Origin of the sequence: Salinibacter pepae (genome assembly GCF_947077775.1) — a bacterium.
Lineage (GTDB): Bacteria > Bacteroidota > Rhodothermia > Rhodothermales > Salinibacteraceae > Salinibacter > Salinibacter pepae.
In genome coordinates this window covers 1,702,501-1,722,307 of record NZ_CAMTTE010000001.1, presented here as the reverse complement: position 1 = coordinate 1,722,307, position 19,807 = coordinate 1,702,501, and the positions used below count along the sequence as shown (strand labels likewise).

Below are 19,807 nucleotides of genomic sequence, written 5' to 3'. Positions count from 1 at the left end.
GACCGCTCTGGTCCCTTGTTTCCCAAAAGCATCATCGAAGGACGGTGCCCCCGGTGGGGGACAACCGGAAGAGAGGACGACTTGGGCGATGCCGCAAACGAACGTCGGTCGTCCTGCCCCAACGAGGGGACAAGAATCTTGCCAGCGGAGACGCCCCCCACCACAGAAAAGACGCCCTCAGCGTCGTGAATCGTCCCGCAGCCCCTTGATGGTGCTTCTGGGGAGCCTCAAGAGATGAAAGCTTCAAGGGATGAATAGGCACGCTCGGGCTTCCCTGATGTGCGGACGGCAAGGGGCAGGGGCACGCACCGGGCTTTAGGCTTCTTCCCGTACGGGTACGTTTGGGGAATGGGTGACCTCTAGGGTGACGATTTCCCCGAAGTCGAGCGCGACGAGACACTCGTCGTCGAGCGCACCGTTCTGGCTCGCAGACGGATACGTGTACAGTTTCTTCTCGCTGATCGTAGACGGCTCGTGCTGGTAGGTCGTGAAGTCCTGGGCCATCTGCCGGGCCGTAGATTCCGGTACGCCTTCGAGGTTGCGGTGGTGGAACGAGGGCGTGGTCGGGCGTGAGGCCCGGGTCGGGCTCTGAAACGTGATGTTTACGGTGGAGGCGGGTTCATTCATGACACCTGGAAGGGTTGCGAGGAGGAGACTGCAGCACCGAGTAGGGACGCCTCGCGTCCCGTCTTGCGTGGAGGGGGCCCCTGTGCGGGGACGAGCTCCTCGATCCGCATGGGTGGGTTCTGGGAGCGGGGCCGGTCAGTTTTGCCCCACGGTGGGGGACATCTCCGTTTCGTTGCTGAACGAGAACCAGATGAGCATCGCCTGGTCCGTCGGGCCGAAGGGACAATCGGCCTCGCGGTACTCCTCCCATCCGCGGCGGTAGGCATCTCGACCGGCCCGGCGCAGATCGGGAGGAAGGTCTTCGTCGAGCGACTCCTCAGGGTCGGAGTCGGCGACGGATCCGAACGGAAGGAAGGAGTTATTGAGGAACATTCTGATCGGTCCAATGGGCGAAAGATGGCGTTTCGGGATGCTCCGGAAAGCCAGTCGATAGAACGAGCCGTCCGGAACGTGTCTGTCAGATGGTCCTCCGCTTCTAGGTATCGACGGCCCGCGGCGAGGGCTTAAATGCGCAGGTGGACAGGGTCCCGCGGGAGGCCAACGACATCCGACCCTGCTTCCCGCCTGTCGGCAATGGGGGCCGGTGACGACGCCCGGCTCCGTCTCTCCGCCCAATTGTGGAGGTCGGCGTTTTCAGGAAGGATCCGTACGGCGGCCGGCAAACCGACGCCACGAAAACCGTTCCAGGCGTTGAGAGGACGCCGTGAACACTGCAGAAGCATACATCTCTTTCGCAAAAAGAGGGGGCTGTAGGGGGGCGATTTGCGGGTTTCCGCAGAGAAAAGAGCAGGCCGGGGGCATTCGTCGATTGTGCCCCGGCACACTCTCGGGGCATCGGCCGCCGATCGTGGCGTGTCCGGTCTCCAATCGGGGCAATTCGTGGCAAGGTGGGGAAAATCTACCGTTTTTCGGGGATGTCTTCCGCCGGCGCGGACGCTGTGTTGGCCAGCCAGAAGCGGGGAGCGGCCGAGCGTGCCGGCCTGATGGAGGGACGGTGAGGAATGAACCATTTGGGAAAGCTCGGGTACACACAGTCCGCTCGACGACTGCCCGCACGACGCCCTCAGCCCCTCATGACGTCCTTTCAGCGGTCCAGCGGACGCCGGTGCCCAGTTCTTGGCGTGTGGCTCCTCGTGGTTCTGTGGGGGAGCGGGGCCGCTACGCCGCTACAGGCCCAGTCGCAGGCCTCCGACGACCCGAGTCCGCACAGTGAGGCGACACTTGTCAGTGAGCAGGACGCGATCGTGCCGGGCGAGCCGTTGACGGTGGGCCTTCGGTTGAACATGGAGGAGGGGTGGCACAGCTACTGGAAGAACCCCGGGGCGTCCGGGGAGCCGACGTCCATCGACTGGGCACTGCCGGAAGGCTACGAGACGAGCGGATTCCAATGGCCCTATCCACATCAAATTGAGTTCGGGTCCCTCATCAGCTATGGGTACTCCGATGAGGTCTTGCTGATTGCCGCCGTTACCCCGCCGGACACGTTGACGCCGGGCACGATGGCGACCCTCGGCGGGCGCGCCGAGTGGTTGATCTGCGAGGAAATCTGCCTGCCTGCGCACTCGGACGTGGCGGTGACGCTCCCTGTGGCGGAGGAGGCCTCCCCAAAACCAGGGCGGGCCGCTGCCTTCGAGGCGGCGCGGGCGAAGCATCCGAAGCGTGTGGGCGACTGGTCGGTAGGGGCGGGGCGCAGTGAAGGCCGATATACCCTGATCTTGGGGGCGCCGGACGGGGCCCGGCCCGACCTAGAAGGCGCCTATTTCTTTCCGGCGGAGAAGTCCGTCGTCGATCCGGGCGCGCCCCAGCCCGTGACGCGGAACGGAGACACCTACACGATTGCACTGCGGCAGTCGGAATACGCCCAGGCGCCGGCCGACCGACTGCGAGGCGCACTGGTGGCGCCCGAGGGCACAGGCTGGGACCCGGACGGCAGGGTGCGCGCGATGCAGGTGGACGTGCCGGTCGACTCGACGCTTTCGGCGGCCGACGCGATGGGGGCCGGGGCCTCGTCGGCCGGGGGCGGACTCTCGCTCCCGTGGGCGCTCGCGTTCGCCCTGGTCGGTGGGGTTCTGCTGAACCTGATGCCCTGCGTGTTTCCGGTCTTGTCGGTGAAGATCCTCGGGTTCGCCGAGGAGGCGGGGGGCGAGGCCGGCGCCATGCGGCGCCATGGATTGCTCTTCGGCGCGGGCGTCCTGGGGTCAATGTGGATCCTGGCCGGGGGGCTTCTGGCCCTGCGGGCCGCAGGCAGCCAGATTGGATGGGGCTTTCAGCTCCAGTCGCCCATCTTTATCGCCCTCATGACGATGCTCTTCTTCGGCATCGGGCTGAACCTGCTCGGGGCCTTCGAGGTCGGCACGACCCTCATGGGCTGGGGCGGGCGGATGGAGGCGGCCGCGTCCGGGGGCGGCAACCTGAGCGCCTTCCTCACCGGCGTGCTCGCCACGGTCGTCGCGACGCCCTGCACGGCGCCATTCATGGGGGCGGCGCTTGGGGTGGCCCTCACGCTCTCGACGGTGGGGGCCCTGCTGATCTTCACGGCCCTCGGCGTCGGCATGGCTGCCCCGTACGTTGTTCTGTCTACGACCCCAGCCCTCCTCGACCGCCTGCCCGATCCGGGCGCCTGGATGGAGACGCTGAAGCAGGCCTTCGCCTTCCCCATGTTTGCGACCGCCATCTGGCTCGTGTGGGTCTTCGGGCAGCAAACGAGCACCGGCGGGGTGGCTTTTCTGCTCGCGGGGCTCCTGTTGCTGGGCGTAGCGGCCTGGATCGTGAACCGCTGGTCGGCGCCGCAGCGCTCGCAGACGGCCACGCTGGTGACGCGGGGGCTTGCGGGGGCCGCGCTGGTGGGCGGCATTGCCGTCGCGGTCATCGGGGCCGGCTCGGCGCCCGCCGAGCAGGCGACAGCCACGACCCAGGACGTATCGGGGACAGACACGACGTGGCGCTCCTACGCCCCAGAAACCATCGAGTCGCTCCGGGCTGAAGGCCGCCCTGTTTTCGTGGACTTCACCGCGGCCTGGTGCCTGACCTGCCAGGTCAACAAGCGCCGTGTACTGACGGCCCAATCCGTGCAAAATGCGTTCGACGAGAAGGACGTGGCGCTCGTGCGGGCCGACTGGACGAGCCGCGATCCGGAGATCACCCGTGCCCTCGAATCGCATGGCCGGAGCGGGGTCCCGGTCTATGTGCTCTACGCGGGCGACGGCTCCGAGCCCGAACTGTTGCCGGAGGTGCTTACGGAAGAGGCGGTCCTCAACGCGCTGGACGACCTCTCCTCGACGGTCGCCACGCATGAGCCTCACTGACTGAACTGTAGCACGACGGTTGCAACCTCCGCCCTCGTTCCCAATTTGGACCCCTCCGTTTCTTTGAAACGTTTCTTTGAAACAACCGCCCGTGTGCCCATGACCACACGCCATCCCCGAGTCCTCTGCGCGGCCCTCGTCGTCGGACTGCTAACGGCCGCTGCGCTTCCCGCCACGAGCATGGCCCAGACCCATCAGGCCGAAGTCGGCGCGCCCGCGCCCAACTTTACCCTGCAGGCCGCCGACGGTGACGAGCACAGCCTGGCTGACTTTGAGGGCCAGTACGTCGTGCTCGAATGGCTCAACTTCGGATGCCCGTTTGTCGGGAAGCACTACGGCAGCGGAAACATGCAGCGGCTCCAGGACACCTACACCGAAGAGGGCGTCGTGTGGCTCTCGATTGTCTCCTCGGCGCCCGGCAAGCAGGGCTACTATCCGCCCGACGAGATGGTCGAACAGAAGAAGAAGCACGCCGGAAACATGACGGCCATATTGATGGATCCGGACGGTGAGGTCGGAAAGACGTACGGCGCAACGGTCACGCCGCACATGTACGTGATTAGTCCGGAAGGAGAGCTGCTCTACCGCGGGGGCATCGACGACAAACCGACCACGGACGAGGCCGACATCGAGGGGGCGACGAACTACGTCCGGATGGCCCTCGACGCCGCGATGAATGGGGAAGAGGTGCGCCCCAAGCGCGCGGAGCCGTACGGGTGCACCATCAAATACGCCTCGAAGTAAGCGGCCGTCCCCACGCTCCCGTTTTGCCGACCGGTCGTTCCAGGCCGGTCGGCATTTTCTGATTCTGTGTGTCTCCTCTCCTTTTGAGGCCGGGCGAGATTCATCGTCCGGATGAACGAAGTGTGCACCGATTGTGGATAACTTCCCGTTTCACAGTGCACGGGGCCCTCATTGGGGACAATAACAGAGTTTCCCCGCCGGGACGGAGGGGCTCAGTGAGGTAACTGGACTGTTCTGTTTATTCTGTTATTGTCTTACGGAGAAGAAGTCTGTGGATGCGTTGTGGATAACCGTGGTCGGGGCTGAGGCGGGACCCCGCCGCTTTTGCCGATAGACTTCCGTTATTTTTAGATGCCTCCGTTCCGCAAGGGCTCTGGGGCTCAGAAGCGGTTTGGTGGATGGATATTTAGCCGAGACACAGCGGGCGACGTGCACGAACGGGGCCCAAACGAGCCCTGTAGCGGGGGCCGAGCAGAAGCGAGGTCGTGCCCCTGATGCGCTACCGGGCGCGTGCAGAACCCGTTCTGCGCTGGGCGCGCAGCGACCGAGTACTCAACGGGGCGGCCATAGTTGGTCCGCCAAACAGCTTCTCAACCGTTCGCCAGAACGGCCCGGGCGGTCGTGGCGTCCGCAACTGGGGTGGGGCGTGGGGGCGACGCCACGGCGCACGTGTCCCTCGGACCGATTTTTGTGCGGGAAATACGTAGGTTTCTCAAAGACGCCGTCCCGAGAGTGAACCGGGCGGAACCCCGTTGCGTTTGTGCGTGGCGGTTCTCACTTTGCAATCGTCACGAATGCCCCCTGTAGTTTTCTGTTCGACCGGGGCGGACCCCGCACATCTCCACAGTTCGAAACGAATTACACTGGTATGGACATCACAGTTATCGGCACCGGATACGTGGGCCTCGTCTCGGGCACCTGCTTCGCGGAAATGGGCCACGACGTCACGTGTGTTGACGTCGACGAGGAGAAAGTCGCCCAGCTTTCCGACGGCGAGATTCCCATTTACGAGCCCGACTTGGATCGGTACTTCGAGCGGGCGCGAGCGGAGGACCGGCTCCGCTTCACGACGGATTTGGCGGAGGGAATCGCGGGCTCGAAGATCGTGTTTTTTGCCCTTCCGACGCCGCCGGGGGAGGACGGCTCGGCCGATCTCTCGTATGTGCTGGAGGCGGCGGGCGACGTGGCCGATCTGCTCGTGGAGGCGGACGACCCGGAGCACCGAATTGTCGTCAACAAGAGCACCGTCCCGGTCGGCACCGGCGACCGGGTGGAAGAGGCATTCGCGGATCGCGGCCTCGACATTGGCGGGGAGGTGGACGTTGTCTCCAATCCCGAGTTTCTGCGGGAGGGGTCCGCGGTGGACGATTTCCTGAAGCCGGATCGGGTCGTGATTGGGACGGAGAGCGACCGGGCCGCCGAGACGATGAAGCGGCTCTACGAGCCGTTCGTGCGGCAGGGGAACCCCGTCCTCGTCGTCGACCGTCGTTCGGCGGAAATGATCAAGTACGCGGCCAACTCGCTCCTGGCCACGCGCATCTCGTTCATGAACGAAATCGCAAACGTCTGCGAACGGGTCGGGGCCAACGTGGACAAGGTGCGCCTCGGCATTAGCAAGGACCACCGCATTGGGCCGCACTTCTTGTACGCGGGCATCGGCTTCGGGGGCAGTTGCTTCCCGAAGGACGTGCAGGCCCTCGCCCGGAAGGGTCGGGAGAAGGGGTACGACTTCCAAATTCTGGACGCCGTCCTCGACGTAAACGATCAGCAGCGGCGGCGCCTGGCCGAGCAGGTGGAGGACTCCTTCGACGGCGACCTGGACGGGCGGCGGATTGCGGTCTGGGGCCTGTCGTTCAAGCCCGGCACCGACGACACCCGAGAGGCGCCCTCGCACGTTATCATCGATTATCTCCTGGAGAGGGGCGCCGACGTGGTGGGGTACGACCCCGAAGCCATCGAGACGACGAAAGAGACGTTCGGCGACCAGATCGCGTACGCCGACGGCATGTACGAGGCGGTCGAGGGGGCCGAGTCGCTCTTGATTTGCACGGAATGGCACGAGTTTCGCCGGCCGGACCTGGGCGCGGTGCGGGAGCACCTGGAGACCCCGCTCGTGCTCGACGGACGCAACCTGTACGATCCCGCCCGGATGGCCGAGATGGGCTTCGAGTACCACAGCATCGGGCGGCCGAGCTACGCGCCGGAGACCAATCAGGAGGCCATCGAGGCGGCCATTGTCGAAAACGGGCAGCCGTAAGCCGCGCGCAAGCCGCGCCCCGCGTTCTCTTTTCCACGTGTCTACGCCAACGCTCATGCCCCGCACCCTTATCACTGGCGGCGCCGGCTTCCTCGGCTCCCATCTCTGCGACCGCTTCATCGAGGAGGGCCACTCGGTGATCTGCATGGACAACCTCATTACGGGCGACACCGAAAACATCGAGCACCTGTTCGAGCTCGGACAGGACCGCTTCCGGTTCGTCGAGTACGACGTGACCGACTACCTCCACGTCAACGGCGAGCTCGACTACGTCCTGCACTTCGCGAGCCCCGCCGCGCCGGACGACTACCTGCAGTACCCGATCCAGACGTTAAAGGTCGGGGCCCTTGGCACCCACAAGGCCCTGGGCCTCGCCAAGGCGAAAGACGCCCGCCTGCTCATCGCGTCCACGAGCGAGGTGTACGGCGACCCGCAGGTCCATCCCCAGTCGGAAGACTACTGGGGCAACGTGAATCCGGTGGGCAAGCGCGGGGTCTACGACGAGGCCAAACGGTTTGGGGAGGCGCTCACGATGGCCTACCACCGGTACCACGGGGTCGAGACCCGCATCGCGCGGATCTTCAACACGTACGGCCCGCGGATGCGCATCGACGACGGCCGGGCGCTCCCCAACTTCATGTCGCAGGCGCTCCGGGGCGATCCCCTCACCGTCTACGGCGACGGCAGCCAGACGCGCGCGTTCTGCTACGTCGACGACCTCGTGGAGGGCCTCTACCGGCTTCTCATGAGCGACGCGACCGACCCGGTCAACATCGGAAACCCCGACGAGATCACGATCAAGGAGTTTGCCGAAGAGATCATCGAGGTCACTGGCTCGGACAGCGACATCACCTACGAGCCCCTCCCGTCCGACGACCCGCAGGTGCGCCAGCCGGACATCTCGCGGGCCCGGGAAGAGCTCGGGTGGACGCCGGAGGTGGACCGCCGGGAGGGCCTCCGGCGCACGCTGGAGTACTTTCGGGCGGAGGTAGAGGCCACGACCGCTCCCGCCCGCGACTGACGGGGCGGCGAAAATCCGAGGCAGCATGTCGTCGATCCGGTACCGTCCCCGGTCGGCCTGTTGGCTCAGCCACCGGAGGGTACGAAATAAGCGGGACGCCCCAGGCATCCCGCCGCGACGATCACGAGGAGGACGACGAGGCCCTAGACTGGAATCCCACTCATAATACGAAGGGGTCGAGTGGAGGGGGCGCGTGGAATTGAGGACACGAGGCCGACAAGCCCTCAACTGTGTGTCTGGGGAGCGGATGCGTGTAAGGATACACGCACGCACAGAGACAATCGAGGCCTTTTCCCACCCTCCCCTTCCCACGATGCAACACGACGGCGCTCCTCGAACTGCACGATGGACCCTTCTGCAGGCCCCTCTCGTTTTAGGAACGGTGTTCCTGCTGATGGGAGGATGCAACAGCATGGGATCCGACCCGACCGACGAGACGGGCTTCAACACTAAAGTAGAAACGCAAACGGTTGCGACCGGGGCCGTGGATACCGAAGAAATCGACACAGGGACATACGGCAAGATCGTCGAGGGCACGGAGGTCGTTCTTCGGAGCGAAGACGAACTGGCCGCCTTCTGGGCGGAGTTGCATGGCGGATCGACCAGCGCGGGTGGAGACACCTCTCCCGATCCGCCTCAGATTGACTTTGAGACGCAGGTGGTCGTGGGCGTTGTGCTGGGCGAACGGTCCAGCGGCGGATACTCGGTGGATGTCGACCAGGTAGTGGCCAACGGAAGCGAGGGCACGATGCGCGTCGAGGTGACCGAGACTGTGCCGGGAGACGCGTGTGCGGTCACGCAGGCACTTACGTCCCCGTACGTGCTCGCGACGGTGGACCTACAGGACGAGCCGGTAGACTCGGGCGATGAGGTCCTGTTCGTCCGCTCGAAACAGGACGACCCTTGCTGAGCAGGCAGGTGAGACAATGTCCGGAGAGGCATGCATCCGCCCCGGCCCTCCTAACGCGGCGGCGCTAACGCGCCAGGAGAGAATTGGACTGGCCGCTGAGGCCAGTCTGAAGAAAGGAAAGGAGGCGCCGCAACGGCGGGGAGGAAGAGAGTTGAGAAGCAGTCTGGTCCGGACCTGCGAAGGCCTCCCCGGGTGAGACACATCTCGCTCGGGAAAACAGGAAAGGTGGATCGTTTACGACTCCGCCTCGCTCGTCGCGGCCTTCTTGGCGGTTGTCTGATCGGCGGAATCCGCTTCGTCACGGTCCGAGTCTTCGGCCCGGTTCGGGCAGTTCTCGCGGATGCAGTGGCCGTACATGTTCAGGGAGTGGTGCTTAATCTCAAACTCGTAGATGTCGGCCACCATCTCCTGAATGCTCTGCAGCCGCGGGTCGCAGAACTCGAACAGCTCATTGCAGTCCATGCAGATGAGGTGGTCGTGCTGCCAGTAGCTGTAGGCCCGCTCGTACTTGGCCTGGTTCTTCCCGAACTGGTGACGCACCACGAGGTCGCACTCCAGCAGGAGCTCCAGGGTGTTGTAGACCGTGGCCCGGCTTACCTCGGTTCCGTCCTGCTTGAGCCGAACGTACAGCTCGTCGGCGTCGATGTGGTCTTCCGTCTGGTAGATCTCTTCCAGGACGGCAAAGCGCTCGGGCGTTTGTCGCTTGTTGCGCTTTTTGAGGAAGGCCTGGAAGATGGAGCGAACCTCGTCGATCTTCTGTTGGGGAAGGGTCGACATGCCACTGGTGGGCCTGTGTTCGACAGCAACGGGGGCGTCAGGTTGTGCGGGCGAGAGAGCAGATGCGCCCCCGATACGACCGGCCTGCTCACGGATCAGACGAACCGGTGGCGGCGTGGGGGGTTCCGGGGGGGGCATCCAGCAGTGCCTCCACGTCGCCCCGAATTTCGGCGTGCAGGGCCCCGATCGACCGGTGCCCGTCGAGCCGATGAATGCGGGCGGAGTGCTCGTCGGCGAGCGTGTCGTAGGCCGCCGCAACGCGGTGATAAAACGCCTCGTCCTCCGCCTCCATGCGGTCGCCGGCCGTGTCGTCGCCCTCGGTGCGCCGGGCACGGGCGGTCTCGGGATCGAGTTCTACGAGGTAGGTGCGGTCGGGCACGAGGCCGTCCGTCACGCGACGGTGAAAGGACTGCAGCCACTCCAGATCGGCGACGTTGCGGCCGGCCCCCTGATAGGCCGTGGTCGAGTCGTAGAAGCGATCGCAGATGACAATCCGCCCCGCCTCCAATGCCGGCCGGATGCGCTCGGTCACGAGCTGGGTCCGGGCGGCCGAGAACAGAAGCAACTCTGCCATCGGATGGACGTTTAGGGCAGGCTCCAACAGGACGGAGCGGACCTGCTCGGACAACTCGGTGCCGCCGGGCTCGCGGACGAGGAGGGTTTCGTGCCCGCGCTCCTGCAGGTGCTCGTTGAGCCGGTGGGCCTGTGTGCTCTTTCCGCTTCCGTCAATGCCTTCGAATGTGAGAAGCAGCATGGGGACCCCAAGAGCATGAGAATCAAGTCGGTGCCCGGCGGACGGCCGCCCCGTGCAGGCGCTCTCTTTGGATGTTCCTCCGCGGAGGCGTTATACTTTGGGAGCGAATGCCGGCCGGGACCGTCGGCACGACGATTCGGTGACAACCGTGCGCACTCCTCACTCACGTACTGGTGTGGTATGAACACGTTCGACTTCGGCTTCGATGACTCCGAGGACTCCCCACACGAGGACCCCCTCGAAGATCTCGTGGCCGCGTACGAAAACGACCCGTCTGCGTACTTCGACTCCGGCGACCTCGAAGAGATTGCCTCGTTCTACTTTGAGGAGGGGGAGATGGAAACGGCCCTCGAGGTCATCGACCGTCTCATCGAGCTCCACCCCTACACCTCCGACGCCTGGATGCGGCGCGGCATTCTCCTGAACAACTTGGGCCGCCCGGAAGAGGCCCTGGAGGCCTACGAGCAGGCCCTTGACGTGAACCCGACCGACACCGAAACGCTCATCAATCTCGGGATTACGCTCGACAGCCTGGGGCGGGTGGACGAGGCCCTGGAGGTCTACGACGAGGCGCTCTCCATCAACCCGCTGCACGGGGAGGCCCTCTTCAACCTCGGGGTAACGCTGGAACGGGACGAGCAACTGGAGGCGGCCGTGGAGGCCTTCCAGCGATGTGCGGACGTCTATCCGGAGCACCCGGAGGTCTGGTACGAGCTGGGCTACTGCTACGACCGGCTCGGCGAGGACGAGAAGAGCGTAGAGGCGTACGACAATCACCTCGACATCGACCCGTACTCGAAAGACGCGTGGTACAACCGAGGCATTGTGCTGAACCGGCTGGGCCGCTTCGGGGAGGCGGTAGAGAGCTACGACATGGCCCTTGCAATCCACGACGAGTTTGCCTCCGCCTACTACAATCGAGGCAACGCGGAGGCGAACCAGGGGGACCTAGAGGCGGCCGTCGAGAGCTACGAGCGCGTGCTGGAGCTCGAAGGGCCGGATGCGGCGACCTACTACAACCTTGCGCTCGCCTACGAGGAGCAGGGCGACCTCCGCGCCGCGCGCACCTACTATGAGAAGACGCTCGACCTCAAGTCGAACTATCCGGAGGCGTGGTACGGCCTCGGCTGCTGCTTCGACACGGACGAGCGCCCCGAAGAGGCGCTTGAGTGCTTCCGCTACGCCGTGAACCTGGACGCGAACGTGCCCAAGTTCTGGACGGCCCGGGCCGACTGCGCGTACAAGGTGGGGAAGCTCGACGAGGCGCTGGAGTCCTACCAGCACGCCGTGCGGCTCGACGAGTCGAACGAGCACGCCTGGACGGGCTACGCCGAGACGCTTCTGGAGAAGGAGCAGCCCGAAGAGGCGCTGGAGGCGTACCGACAGGCCCTGGAGCTCGACCCGAAAAGCGCCAACACGTACTTCCGGCAGGCGAAGGCCCTGCTTGCGCTCGGGCGGGCGGACGAAAGCATTCGGGCCCTCAAGACGGCCTTTCGGCTCGATCCCGCGAAGAAGGAGGAGTTCCAGAAGGCCTATCCCACCCTTTACGACAACGACCGCGTCCGGCGGCTTCTCGACCTCGATTCGTAGCCCCCGGCCCGGATCGTCGCGCCGAGTGCCGCGTCCGCACCGGCGGTCTTTTGTCGAACTCATCCGCCCTCCTGCATGCCCCGCGCCCCGTTTGCCTTCGTCCGCCACGTGCTGTACGGCGTGTTGATGGGCGGCGCCGACGTGATTCCGGGCGTCAGCGGCGGCACCATGGCCCTCATCGTCGGCATCTACGAGCGGCTCGTGGGGGCCCTCAGTTCGGCGGTGTCGTTTGGGCTGTCGCTGCTACGCTTCGACCGCGCGGCCGCTCGGCAACACTGGGCCGCGGTGCCGTGGCGCCTCATCGGCCCCCTCCTGGGCGGGATTGGGGGCGCCATTCTTGGCGGGGCGCGGGTGATTCCGCCCCTGATGGAGGCGTACCCGGCCCCCATGCGGGGGCTCTTCTTCGGCCTCGTGGCCGCGTCGCTTCTGATCCCCGCCCGTCGCATCGAGCGGGTCACAGGCCTCCGGGTGGGCATCGGCCTCGCCTGTGCCGCCGGGGCGTTTTTCCTGACCAGCCTCCCTGCCCTCGCCGTGTCGGACCCGAGCCTCATCCGGGTCTTCTGCTCGGCCATGATTGCGATTTGTGCCATGATTCTCCCCGGCGTGAGCGGGGCGTTCCTGCTGGAGGCGCTCGGCATCTACGCCCCCACGCTCGAAGCGGTCAATGCGCTCGACTGGGGGTACGTGCTCACGTTCTGCACCGGGGCGGCCGTCGGGCTCGGCACGTTCGCGAAACTGCTCGATCTGCTCCTCAGGCACCGCCACGACGCAATGATGGCGGCGCTCGTGGGGCTTATCGCCGGGGCGCTCCGGGCCCTCTGGCCCTACGGCGGGGCCGAGCGCGTCCTGCGGGCCCCCGAGGCCGGTGAGCCGATCGGGTCGGTCGTGCTCCTTGCTCTGGTCGGGTTTGGGGCCGTGCTCGTGCTGCTGGCCTGGAGCCCCTCGACCGCCGGAAAAGAGACGACCGCCTCCGCCTCGTAGCGTGACGTTCGGGCTCGCCTCGCCGCCGCTCCTCCCCGATGCGCCTTCTTCTTCTCTTCGCCGGTCTCGCTGCTGCCCTTCCCGGACTGGTCGGGTGCGCCACGACGCGGCTTCCAGGGGCGTCCGCCCCGCCGCGCCTGGACTCCCTCCGGGCCGAGAATGCGACGTTGCGGAGCCGGCTTCGCCGCGTGGAAGACTCGCTGCGGTTTCGGGACGACCTTGCGACGGGGCAGTACTACCGCGACCTGCGCGTCCTGACGGACCGCCTGAACCGCCTGGCCTACGAGGTGCAGATGCGTCGCCAGGGGGGGCGGGCGGTGCGCGTGCTCCCGGCCGACTCGTTGTTCGAATCCGGCACGGCCACCCTTACGGCCGCGGGAAAGAAGCGGCTCCGGGCCACGGTTGCTCACCTGGAGACGGCCTACCCCACGCGGGCGGTCCGGGTTGAGGGGCACGCCGACGATACGCCCCTGAGTGAGGCCCTGCAGGAGCGGTTTGCGTCGAACTGGGAGCTCTCGGCGGCCCGGGCCACGGCGGTCGTGCGCTACCTCAGTGCCCGCAGCGCCCTGGCCCCGTCCCAGTTTGCCGCCCTCGCCTACGGGGCCACCGACCCGGTCGCGTCAAACGCAACGGCACGAGGGCGCCGTCGGAACCGGCGGGTTCGCATTGCGGTCCTCCCGCCCCCGCAAGACTACTCCCGCCCCGTCGATACGTCCTGGTGAACGGCCCGATACCGCCCGACAAAATGGAGGTGGCTCCGTGCCCCGTCCCCGCTCGGATAGACGCCAAAGCCGTTGATCCGGTACTCCGGGCCCGTGGGCGTGTCCACCACCCGCTCCCGAAAGCTCTCAACGATCCCGGCGTCGGTCTTGCGGTGCCAGACGATGGCGCCGTCGGACACCCGCCCGCGGTACGTGATGGGGGCCCCGTCGGGCGGATTAACCTCGCAGATCAGCGTTCCGTCGTCGGTGACGTAGTTGCGCGCCGTCTTGCGGACGACACGCCCGTCCGGATACCGATCGATCTGTGTGCCCACCTGCACGCCGTTCTCCCATCGGTAGCGGTGCTCCGTCGAGAGGGAGTCGACCTGCGTCCCGTCGTGGGCATACACCACGAACGTCCCCGTCCAGTGGCCGGTGAGCGACTCCAGCGCCGCCCGGGGCGACTGGGCCTGTGCAGGCCGTCCCGCGGTGGCAACAAGCAGGAGGCCCAGCGTCACGACCGTCCGCCTCAGACCGTCCCATCCGGCGACAGGCCCCGGCCTGTTCCGGCTCCGTCCAACACGCATCGGCCAACAGCAGAGTGATGAAACGAGCACTTCGAATTATTGGGCTCGCCGTCGGCGGGCTGGTCCTCGGCGTCGCCGGGGTGTTCTTCTGGGCGAGCTCCGGGGCACTGCCCGACGACGAGCTTGCGCAGGTGCGGACCTACACGGCGCAGCCCGACACAACGCGGCCGGACACGCTCACGGTGACAACCTACAACATCGGCTATCTCTCCGGCATGAGGAACAACGAGCCGGTGGTGCGGCCCGACAGCCTGTTCCACGCGAACATGGACCAGGCCGCTGGCTACCTCCGAGCGGCGGCCCCCGACATCGCGGCCCTTCAGGAGATCGACTTCGGCGGGGCTCGGGCCGCGCACGTCCATCAGCTGGATGTCCTGGCCGCGCGTCTCGGGTACCCGGGGGCGGCGCAGGCCGTGAACTGGGACGAGCGGTACCTGCCGTTTCCGTACGGCCGCCCCGCCGTGCATTTCGGGCGCACCCTCTCCGGGCAGGCCGTCCTCAGCCGCTTCCCCGTCCGGAGGCACGTGCGGAGGACGCTCCCGCGTCCGCCGCAGCCGTTTTTCCGGGACGCGTTCTACCTCGACCGCCTGGCACAGGTCGGGGTGGTCGACGTGGACGGCCGCCCGCTCGCGGTCATCAACGTGCACCTGGAGGCCTTCGACGTTGAGACGCGCGAGACGCAGGCCCGCGTCGTGAACGATCGCTATCGCCGCCTCGCCGACAGGGGCATCCCGACGCTTCTGCTCGGCGACTTCAACAGTTCCCTCTCGTCCGGCGAGGAGGGGGGGCACGCCGGGGCGGGGGACGCGACGATGCAGCACATACTGGAGGGCACGGACCTGCGCTCGGCCGCCAATACCGCTTCGGCCGACACGGCGGGCGCTACGTACCCGGCCGACGCTCCTGCCCGAACGATCGATCACATCTTCTATCCCCCGCAGTTCTTCGAGGCGGTGGGCACACAGCGGTGGTGCGGCAGGCCTGCGCCCCCGTCCGACCACTGCGCCGTGACGGCCGCACTGCGCCTCACGTCCTGGGCCGAATGGCCCTCCCACGAGGCCCTGCCGCCCCTGGAGGGGCCGCCGACCGAGTAGCCAAACCTCCGTCCGAAACGCCGCGGCCGCTCACGCCCCACGCGCCGTCCCCAAACGCCTACGCCGTCTCCAGTTCGCGCGCCTGCTCCTCCTCCGGGGCGCTCCAGTCGGTGGCCTCGGCCACGTGCTGGCACTGGTGGCACCGGATGTCGCGGTTTTGAACCTGACAGCAGGGGCGCTCGGAGGCCGGCGTCGGGGTTTGCACGTTGGGCAACTGAAGCTGGGCGGCCGTCATGTCGGCCAGCGTCTCGATGAACTTGGGGTGGCTGTTCAGGCCCGGCATGACCTCGTAGTGCTCCGGGATCGGGGCGCCCTCCTCTTCGAGGTCCTCCGGAATCTCGATGGCCAGCTCGTAGCTCGTCTCGATGTGGTCCGTCACGAACGCCACCGGAATGACGAGCACGTCTTCGCCCTCCTCGGCCAGCTCCTCCACGGTGTCGTCCGTCGCGGGCGTCAGCCACTCCGACGGCCCGACCTTGCTCTGGAAGGCCGTGCTGAAGTCGTGGTCGAACCCGCGGTGCTCCATCAAGTGCTTCACCGTGGAGTGGACGAGACAGCAGTACGGGTCGTCCCGGTCTTTCATTTCCGAGAGGGGCGTCCCGTGTGCGCTGAAGAGAAGGTGCACGTCGTCCCGCACGTCGTCCGGGAAGCGTTCCAGGCCCTCGTCGATCCGGTCGCTCAGTGCCTCGATGTACTTCGGGTACGTGGCGTACTCGAAGACGGAAGTCGTGGGCCAGGCCGGAATCTCGCCCGCTTTCTCCAGCTCGTGCCAGTACACGAGCGAGGCGCCGGTCGTGGTCTTGGAGTACTGCGGGTAGAGGGGGAGCAGCACGACCTTGTCGACGCCGTCCTCCTGCATCTGTGCCGCCGCGTCTTCGCTGAACGGCTCCCAGTACCGCATCGCCATGTACGTTTTAAACGTGGCGCCCGTCTCCGCGGCGTACTGCTCGTTGAGGGTCTGTTCCAGGCTGTCGGCCTGGTCGCGGGTGAGGGGATTGATGGGCGAGCCCCCGTCGTCACTGATCTCCTTGTAGTCCTCCGCGACCGACTGGGACCGGAAGTACGAGATAATCTTGGAGAACGCCTGCCGCACGCGGCCCCGCGCCTGAAAATAGACGACCTCCGAAAAGTCGATGATCGCCGGGTCCATAAACAGGTTGTAGAGAAACGGCTCCACGGACTCCTCGCCGTCGGGGCCGCCCAGGTTGAGAAGCACAACCCCTACCGTATCGCCCGACTCCACGCCGAGCTTGGCCGATGGAAAAAACTCCCCCTCCACCAACCGGGGGTCACTGTTGTACTCCTCACGGTCGTAGCGCTGTATAAACTCGTAGGGCGTCATTGGGGGCAACGGTCGCTTGGAAAAGGGATGTCACAATGGCAAATACGGAACGAAAGCGCCGGTCGAAAGACTCAACGGGCACCCCGATTGTTGCAAATGCGTTTCGTGATTGTAGCAACGCGGAAGGGGCCATCTCGGTCCCGAATTCTCCGTCGATTTAGATTCGAAGCAATTGAGGGGCCAGACGGTAAACGCACGTCCTCGTGGGCGTGCTGGGGGCAAACACACTCGATACGCCGCCGGATACGCCTGTTGAGATGCCCACGCACCTGCGCTCGTTCAGACCCCTCCATGTCCCTTTCCCGACGCCGGTTCCTCACCCTTGGTGCGGCGGCGGCCGCCACGTGTGCCCTGCATCCCGAACGTCTGCTGTGCGCGGCCGGCCGGGCCGAGTGGGAGGCGAGCGACGCCCTGCCCTGGGCGACCCAGGAGGTCTACGGCACGACGTGGAACGGGCGGATCGTGGTTGCGGGCGGACTCCGCTCCGGGGCCCACAGCGATCGCCGGTTCACGACGCTGGAAGAGACGGCCCTTTTCGATCCTTCCACGGAGGCGTGGACGCGCGGGCCAGCCCTTCCGTCCCCGCGCCACCACATCGTGCTCGCGGAGGCCAACGGCACGGTGTATGGGTTTGGGGGATTCGTGGGGGAGACCCTGCGCGACGGATTTCAGTTCCGGCCCGACGTGTACGCGTTCGACGGAGACCAGTGGGCCCGCATCGGGACAATGCCCACGCCGCTCGGCGAGACGGCTGCGCTCGCGGTCGAGGAGCGGGTCCATCTCGTGACAGGCAGTCTCCACCCGGACGACGGCGCGTCGGATGGGGCCTCTCGTGCCCACCTGGTCTACGACCCCGGCGCCGATGCCTGGAGCGAGGCGCGCCCGGTGCCCACGGGCCGGAGCAGTGCCACAGGGGCGGTCATTGACGGGCGCCTTTACGTCGTGGGCGGACGTCGCACGGATGACGGGGTGACCAACCTCGGGGCGGTGGAGCGGTACGATCCGGCGACGGACACGTGGACCGAATTGCGCCCGTTGCCCCAGCCGTCCGGGGGGCTGGCGGGGGCTGCGCTCGATGGTATGCTTTACGTCTTCGGGGGCGAGTACTTCTCGGGAGACGGGGGCGTGTACGGACGCACATGGGCGTACGACCCGGACGTAGACGGCTGGACCCAACACGACCCCATGCCGACGCCGCGGCACGGCCTCGCAGGAGTCGCCCTCGGGGGGCACATCTACGCCATCGGCGGCAACCCCGCCGCCGGCATCGGGGCCGCCACCTCGTCCGTCGTCGAACGCTTGTCCCCGACCACCGACTGATTCGCCCCTCCCCGTTCCCCGACTGCCGTGCTCATTGCCGTCCATGCCGACATCGCGTAGAGGGGCTCGTGGGCTGTATTGTCGCCGCGGCCATGCCGGGGGCGCCCGCGATGAAACAGCAGACGCAGGGCCGCGACTCGTGGGACGGGCGGACGGGGCCGTCGTTGCTTGGCCGCATGCCTTCGACATTCGGTCCGCCAGGTCGTACCTTCGAGCCAGGACGAACAGACACTGCACGTGCTTCTTTGCTCTCAAATCGATCACGTCGAGCCAACACATGGGCCGAACGCGCATCATGTCTCCGGAGCGGGTCCGCCGCACGCTCCGGCGTCTCGCATACGAAATTATCGAGCACAATCGCGGGGCCGAGTCGCTTGAGCTATTCGGGATCCGACGGAGCGGCGTGCCGCCGGCCCGGGTCGTGGCCGACGAGATTGGGGAGGTGGAGGAACAGGCCCTGGAGCCCTACGCCCTCGACGTGACGCCCTTTCGGGACGACCGCCCCGATCTGGCCCCCCCTGAGGAGACGCCCCACGACGTGGACGCGACGGATCGGGACGTGATTCTCGTCGACGACGTCGTATTCACGGGCCGTACGGCGCGGGCCGCGCTCGACGCTGTTCTTCAGTACGGGCGCCCGCGCAGCATTCAGCTCGTGGTCCTCGTTGATCGCGGGCACCGGGAGTATCCCATTCAGCCGGACTTCACCGGCCGTCGCCTCCAGACGAAGCACGACGAGGAGGTGGTCGTGGAGGCCGACGGCGAGTGTGCGGTGTATGTAGAGGACTAAAGGCCCTTTTCCTCGTCGGCATCACCCGCGGCCGTGGTGTCCTGAGCGATGGAGCCCGGCTCGGGCACCGCAGTCGAGTCGTCGGTCGTGAAGAGTCGAATTTCGGTGCCGGCCCGCACCTTTGTGGTTGGGGCGCGGCCCTGACGTTGGACAAAACGCCGGGACGACGATGTGTCGGACGGTTGGGTGGGGGCGCCGGACGGGTCGGCTGTGCGCGGGTCCAGAACGACGGCCCGGAGTTGCCGGGCCCGCAGCAGACGCCGGGCCCGTTCGACCGTCCGTCCGGCGATGCTGGGGACCTGAACGGTGTCCGTGCCGAGCCCCGTGCTGTACCAAAGGTCTACGGTGCCGCCCATTTTCAGGGAGTCGCCCGGTTCCGGGCGCTGCCGGGTGATCGTATTCGGATAGGGGGAGGGGAGCGAGTCGGGCTCGACCGTACCCACGGCAAGGCCAAGTGCGGAGACCCGGTTTTTGGCCTCCCGCACCGAGATGCCGTTGAGGTCGGGGATGCTCACCACAGGGGCCTTTCCCGCGTTCACCGTCAGGTACACGCGTCGCCCGGGCTTCACGCCCGCGTGGGGAGGAGGATTCTGGTCCACCACCGTCTCCCGGGGAACGTTCGGGTTGAAGCGGCCCACCTCCCGCTTGACCTGCAGGTCTTGGGTCTCGATACGCTTCTTGGCCTTCAGAAACGATTGACTCTCCACGTTGGGGACCTGGACGGACACCCCGTGCCGGGTGTACGTCGGCATGAGGAGGGCGTCGACCAGGAAGTACGCGCCCACGCCGAGCAGCAGAAGGCCGCCGAGCCCGCCCCAGAAGTATGTATTTCGGAGGAGGGTGCGGAACCAGTACAGCAGGGCCCGGAGGGACGGAGGGAGGCGCATCGCTTGGGAGGAAGTAGCGAGAGACACTGGAGGCAATGGGCGGCAGGGACCCGGAACGACGGGCCGGAGCCCCTACTCGGCGTGACGGCAGAGTAACACGAGTGCACCCCTGCAGTTTCC

General features: G+C 66.4%; 18 protein-coding genes. 11 read left to right on the top strand and 7 right to left on the bottom strand.

The genetic code is table 11. From position 1 onward, the window contains the following. Positions 1-315 precede the first annotated feature (315 nt). Both OJA40_RS07195 and OJA40_RS07190 read right to left on the bottom strand, forming a co-directional pair. Positions 316-627, bottom strand: a complete 312-nt coding sequence (locus tag OJA40_RS07195) for a hypothetical protein (protein WP_208426710.1) — start codon at positions 625-627, stop codon at positions 316-318. Positions 628-762: 135 nt separating this feature from the next. Beyond that, complete coding sequence (locus tag OJA40_RS07190) at positions 763-999, bottom strand: hypothetical protein (RefSeq protein WP_263810219.1); 237 nt, start codon at positions 997-999, stop codon at positions 763-765. 701 nt (positions 1,000-1,700) lie between these two features. Between OJA40_RS07190 and OJA40_RS07185 the strand changes: the two genes are divergently transcribed. The 5 genes from OJA40_RS07185 to OJA40_RS07165 all read left to right on the top strand — a co-directional run bounded on the left by OJA40_RS07185 (position 1,701) and on the right by OJA40_RS07165 (position 8,864). Further along, positions 1,701-3,932: a protein-disulfide reductase DsbD family protein gene (locus OJA40_RS07185; RefSeq protein ID WP_263808795.1), complete on the top strand. Its 2,232-nt coding sequence runs from the start codon at positions 1,701-1,703 to the stop codon at positions 3,930-3,932. Between the two features lie 99 nt (positions 3,933-4,031). Beyond that, entirely contained in the window at positions 4,032-4,676 is a 645-nt protein-coding gene (locus tag OJA40_RS07180) for a thioredoxin family protein (RefSeq protein WP_263789280.1), read from the top strand. A gap of 868 nt (positions 4,677-5,544) precedes the next feature. Further along, on the top strand, positions 5,545-6,933 hold the full coding sequence (locus tag OJA40_RS07175) for a UDP-glucose dehydrogenase family protein (protein WP_263808793.1): 1,389 nt from the start codon (positions 5,545-5,547) through the stop codon (positions 6,931-6,933). A gap of 55 nt (positions 6,934-6,988) precedes the next feature. After that, positions 6,989-7,954 carry a UDP-glucuronic acid decarboxylase family protein gene (locus tag OJA40_RS07170; RefSeq protein WP_208426715.1) on the top strand — a complete coding sequence of 322 codons (966 nt, stop codon included), beginning with the start codon at positions 6,989-6,991 and terminating at the stop codon, positions 7,952-7,954. Positions 7,955-8,366: 412 nt separating this feature from the next. Next, on the top strand, positions 8,367-8,864 hold the full coding sequence (locus OJA40_RS07165) for a protease complex subunit PrcB family protein (protein ID WP_263808792.1): 498 nt from the start codon (positions 8,367-8,369) through the stop codon (positions 8,862-8,864). Between the two features lie 234 nt (positions 8,865-9,098). On the opposite strand, the gene OJA40_RS07160 is transcribed toward OJA40_RS07165, so the two are convergent. After that, positions 9,099-9,641 carry a Fur family transcriptional regulator gene (locus tag OJA40_RS07160; RefSeq protein ID WP_208426717.1) on the bottom strand — a complete coding sequence of 181 codons (543 nt, stop codon included), beginning with the start codon at positions 9,639-9,641 and terminating at the stop codon, positions 9,099-9,101. Positions 9,642-9,729: 88 nt separating this feature from the next. Then, complete coding sequence (gene tmk, locus OJA40_RS07155; protein ID WP_263808791.1) at positions 9,730-10,395, bottom strand: dTMP kinase; 666 nt, start codon at positions 10,393-10,395, stop codon at positions 9,730-9,732. 180 nt (positions 10,396-10,575) lie between these two features. Between tmk and OJA40_RS07150 the strand changes: the two genes are divergently transcribed. The 3 genes from OJA40_RS07150 to OJA40_RS07140 all read left to right on the top strand — a co-directional run bounded on the left by OJA40_RS07150 (position 10,576) and on the right by OJA40_RS07140 (position 13,688). Then, positions 10,576-11,985, top strand: a complete 1,410-nt coding sequence (locus OJA40_RS07150; RefSeq protein WP_263789271.1) for a tetratricopeptide repeat protein — start codon at positions 10,576-10,578, stop codon at positions 11,983-11,985. A 75-nt stretch (positions 11,986-12,060) separates the two neighbouring features. Continuing rightward, the gene (locus OJA40_RS07145) at positions 12,061-12,966 is read left to right on the top strand and encodes a DUF368 domain-containing protein (RefSeq protein ID WP_208426719.1); all 906 of its coding nucleotides are present in this window, start codon (positions 12,061-12,063) and stop codon (positions 12,964-12,966) included. A 38-nt stretch (positions 12,967-13,004) separates the two neighbouring features. Further along, positions 13,005-13,688, top strand: a complete 684-nt coding sequence (locus OJA40_RS07140; protein WP_263789266.1) for an OmpA/MotB family protein — start codon at positions 13,005-13,007, stop codon at positions 13,686-13,688. On the opposite strand, the gene OJA40_RS07135 is transcribed toward OJA40_RS07140, so the two are convergent. Next, positions 13,658-14,185, bottom strand: coding sequence for a hypothetical protein (locus OJA40_RS07135; RefSeq protein ID WP_263810216.1), 528 nt, complete (start codon positions 14,183-14,185; stop codon positions 13,658-13,660). The two genes, OJA40_RS07140 and OJA40_RS07135, sit on opposite strands and share 31 nt — an antisense overlap. A gap of 86 nt (positions 14,186-14,271) precedes the next feature. Here OJA40_RS07135 and OJA40_RS07130 point away from each other — a divergent pair, with 86 nt between their 5' ends. Beyond that, positions 14,272-15,348 (top strand): endonuclease/exonuclease/phosphatase family protein, encoded by a 1,077-nt coding sequence (locus OJA40_RS07130; RefSeq protein WP_263808788.1) that lies wholly within the window; start codon positions 14,272-14,274, stop codon positions 15,346-15,348. A 58-nt stretch (positions 15,349-15,406) separates the two neighbouring features. Here OJA40_RS07130 and hemH read toward each other — a convergent pair whose 3' ends face one another. After that, positions 15,407-16,690, bottom strand: coding sequence for a ferrochelatase (gene hemH / locus OJA40_RS07125; RefSeq protein ID WP_208426166.1), 1,284 nt, complete (start codon positions 16,688-16,690; stop codon positions 15,407-15,409). 291 nt (positions 16,691-16,981) lie between these two features. Here hemH and OJA40_RS07120 point away from each other — a divergent pair, with 291 nt between their 5' ends. Both OJA40_RS07120 and pyrR read left to right on the top strand, forming a co-directional pair. Continuing rightward, positions 16,982-18,010, top strand: a complete 1,029-nt coding sequence (locus OJA40_RS07120; RefSeq protein ID WP_263808787.1) for a Kelch repeat-containing protein — start codon at positions 16,982-16,984, stop codon at positions 18,008-18,010. Between the two features lie 277 nt (positions 18,011-18,287). Further along, a complete protein-coding gene (pyrR, locus tag OJA40_RS07115; protein ID WP_263789259.1) occupies positions 18,288-18,800 on the top strand; it encodes a bifunctional pyr operon transcriptional regulator/uracil phosphoribosyltransferase PyrR in 513 nt (170 codons plus the stop codon). Here pyrR and OJA40_RS07110 read toward each other — a convergent pair. After that, on the bottom strand, positions 18,797-19,687 hold the full coding sequence (locus tag OJA40_RS07110; protein WP_263808786.1) for a PASTA domain-containing protein: 891 nt from the start codon (positions 19,685-19,687) through the stop codon (positions 18,797-18,799). The two genes, pyrR and OJA40_RS07110, sit on opposite strands and share 4 nt — an antisense overlap. Between the last annotated feature and the right edge of the window lie 120 nt (positions 19,688-19,807).

Coding starts and splice junctions, on each gene's coding strand:
- OJA40_RS07195 (WP_208426710.1), bottom strand. CDS start 627: ATGAATGAACCCGCCTCCACCGTAAACATCACGTTTCAGAGCCCGACC.
- OJA40_RS07190 (WP_263810219.1), bottom strand. CDS start 999: ATGTTCCTCAATAACTCCTTCCTTCCGTTCGGATCCGTCGCCGACTCC.
- OJA40_RS07185 (WP_263808795.1), top strand. CDS start 1,701: ATGACGTCCTTTCAGCGGTCCAGCGGACGCCGGTGCCCAGTTCTTGGC.
- OJA40_RS07180 (WP_263789280.1), top strand. CDS start 4,032: ATGACCACACGCCATCCCCGAGTCCTCTGCGCGGCCCTCGTCGTCGGA.
- OJA40_RS07175 (WP_263808793.1), top strand. CDS start 5,545: ATGGACATCACAGTTATCGGCACCGGATACGTGGGCCTCGTCTCGGGC.
- OJA40_RS07170 (WP_208426715.1), top strand. CDS start 6,989: ATGCCCCGCACCCTTATCACTGGCGGCGCCGGCTTCCTCGGCTCCCAT.
- OJA40_RS07165 (WP_263808792.1), top strand. CDS start 8,367: ATGGGATCCGACCCGACCGACGAGACGGGCTTCAACACTAAAGTAGAA.
- OJA40_RS07160 (WP_208426717.1), bottom strand. CDS start 9,641: ATGTCGACCCTTCCCCAACAGAAGATCGACGAGGTTCGCTCCATCTTC.
- tmk (WP_263808791.1), bottom strand. CDS start 10,395: ATGCTGCTTCTCACATTCGAAGGCATTGACGGAAGCGGAAAGAGCACA.
- OJA40_RS07150 (WP_263789271.1), top strand. CDS start 10,576: ATGAACACGTTCGACTTCGGCTTCGATGACTCCGAGGACTCCCCACAC.
- OJA40_RS07145 (WP_208426719.1), top strand. CDS start 12,061: ATGCCCCGCGCCCCGTTTGCCTTCGTCCGCCACGTGCTGTACGGCGTG.
- OJA40_RS07140 (WP_263789266.1), top strand. CDS start 13,005: ATGCGCCTTCTTCTTCTCTTCGCCGGTCTCGCTGCTGCCCTTCCCGGA.
- OJA40_RS07130 (WP_263808788.1), top strand. CDS start 14,272: ATGAAACGAGCACTTCGAATTATTGGGCTCGCCGTCGGCGGGCTGGTC.
- hemH (WP_208426166.1), bottom strand. CDS start 16,690: ATGACGCCCTACGAGTTTATACAGCGCTACGACCGTGAGGAGTACAAC.
- OJA40_RS07120 (WP_263808787.1), top strand. CDS start 16,982: ATGTCCCTTTCCCGACGCCGGTTCCTCACCCTTGGTGCGGCGGCGGCC.
- pyrR (WP_263789259.1), top strand. CDS start 18,288: ATGGGCCGAACGCGCATCATGTCTCCGGAGCGGGTCCGCCGCACGCTC.
- OJA40_RS07110 (WP_263808786.1), bottom strand. CDS start 19,687: ATGCGCCTCCCTCCGTCCCTCCGGGCCCTGCTGTACTGGTTCCGCACC.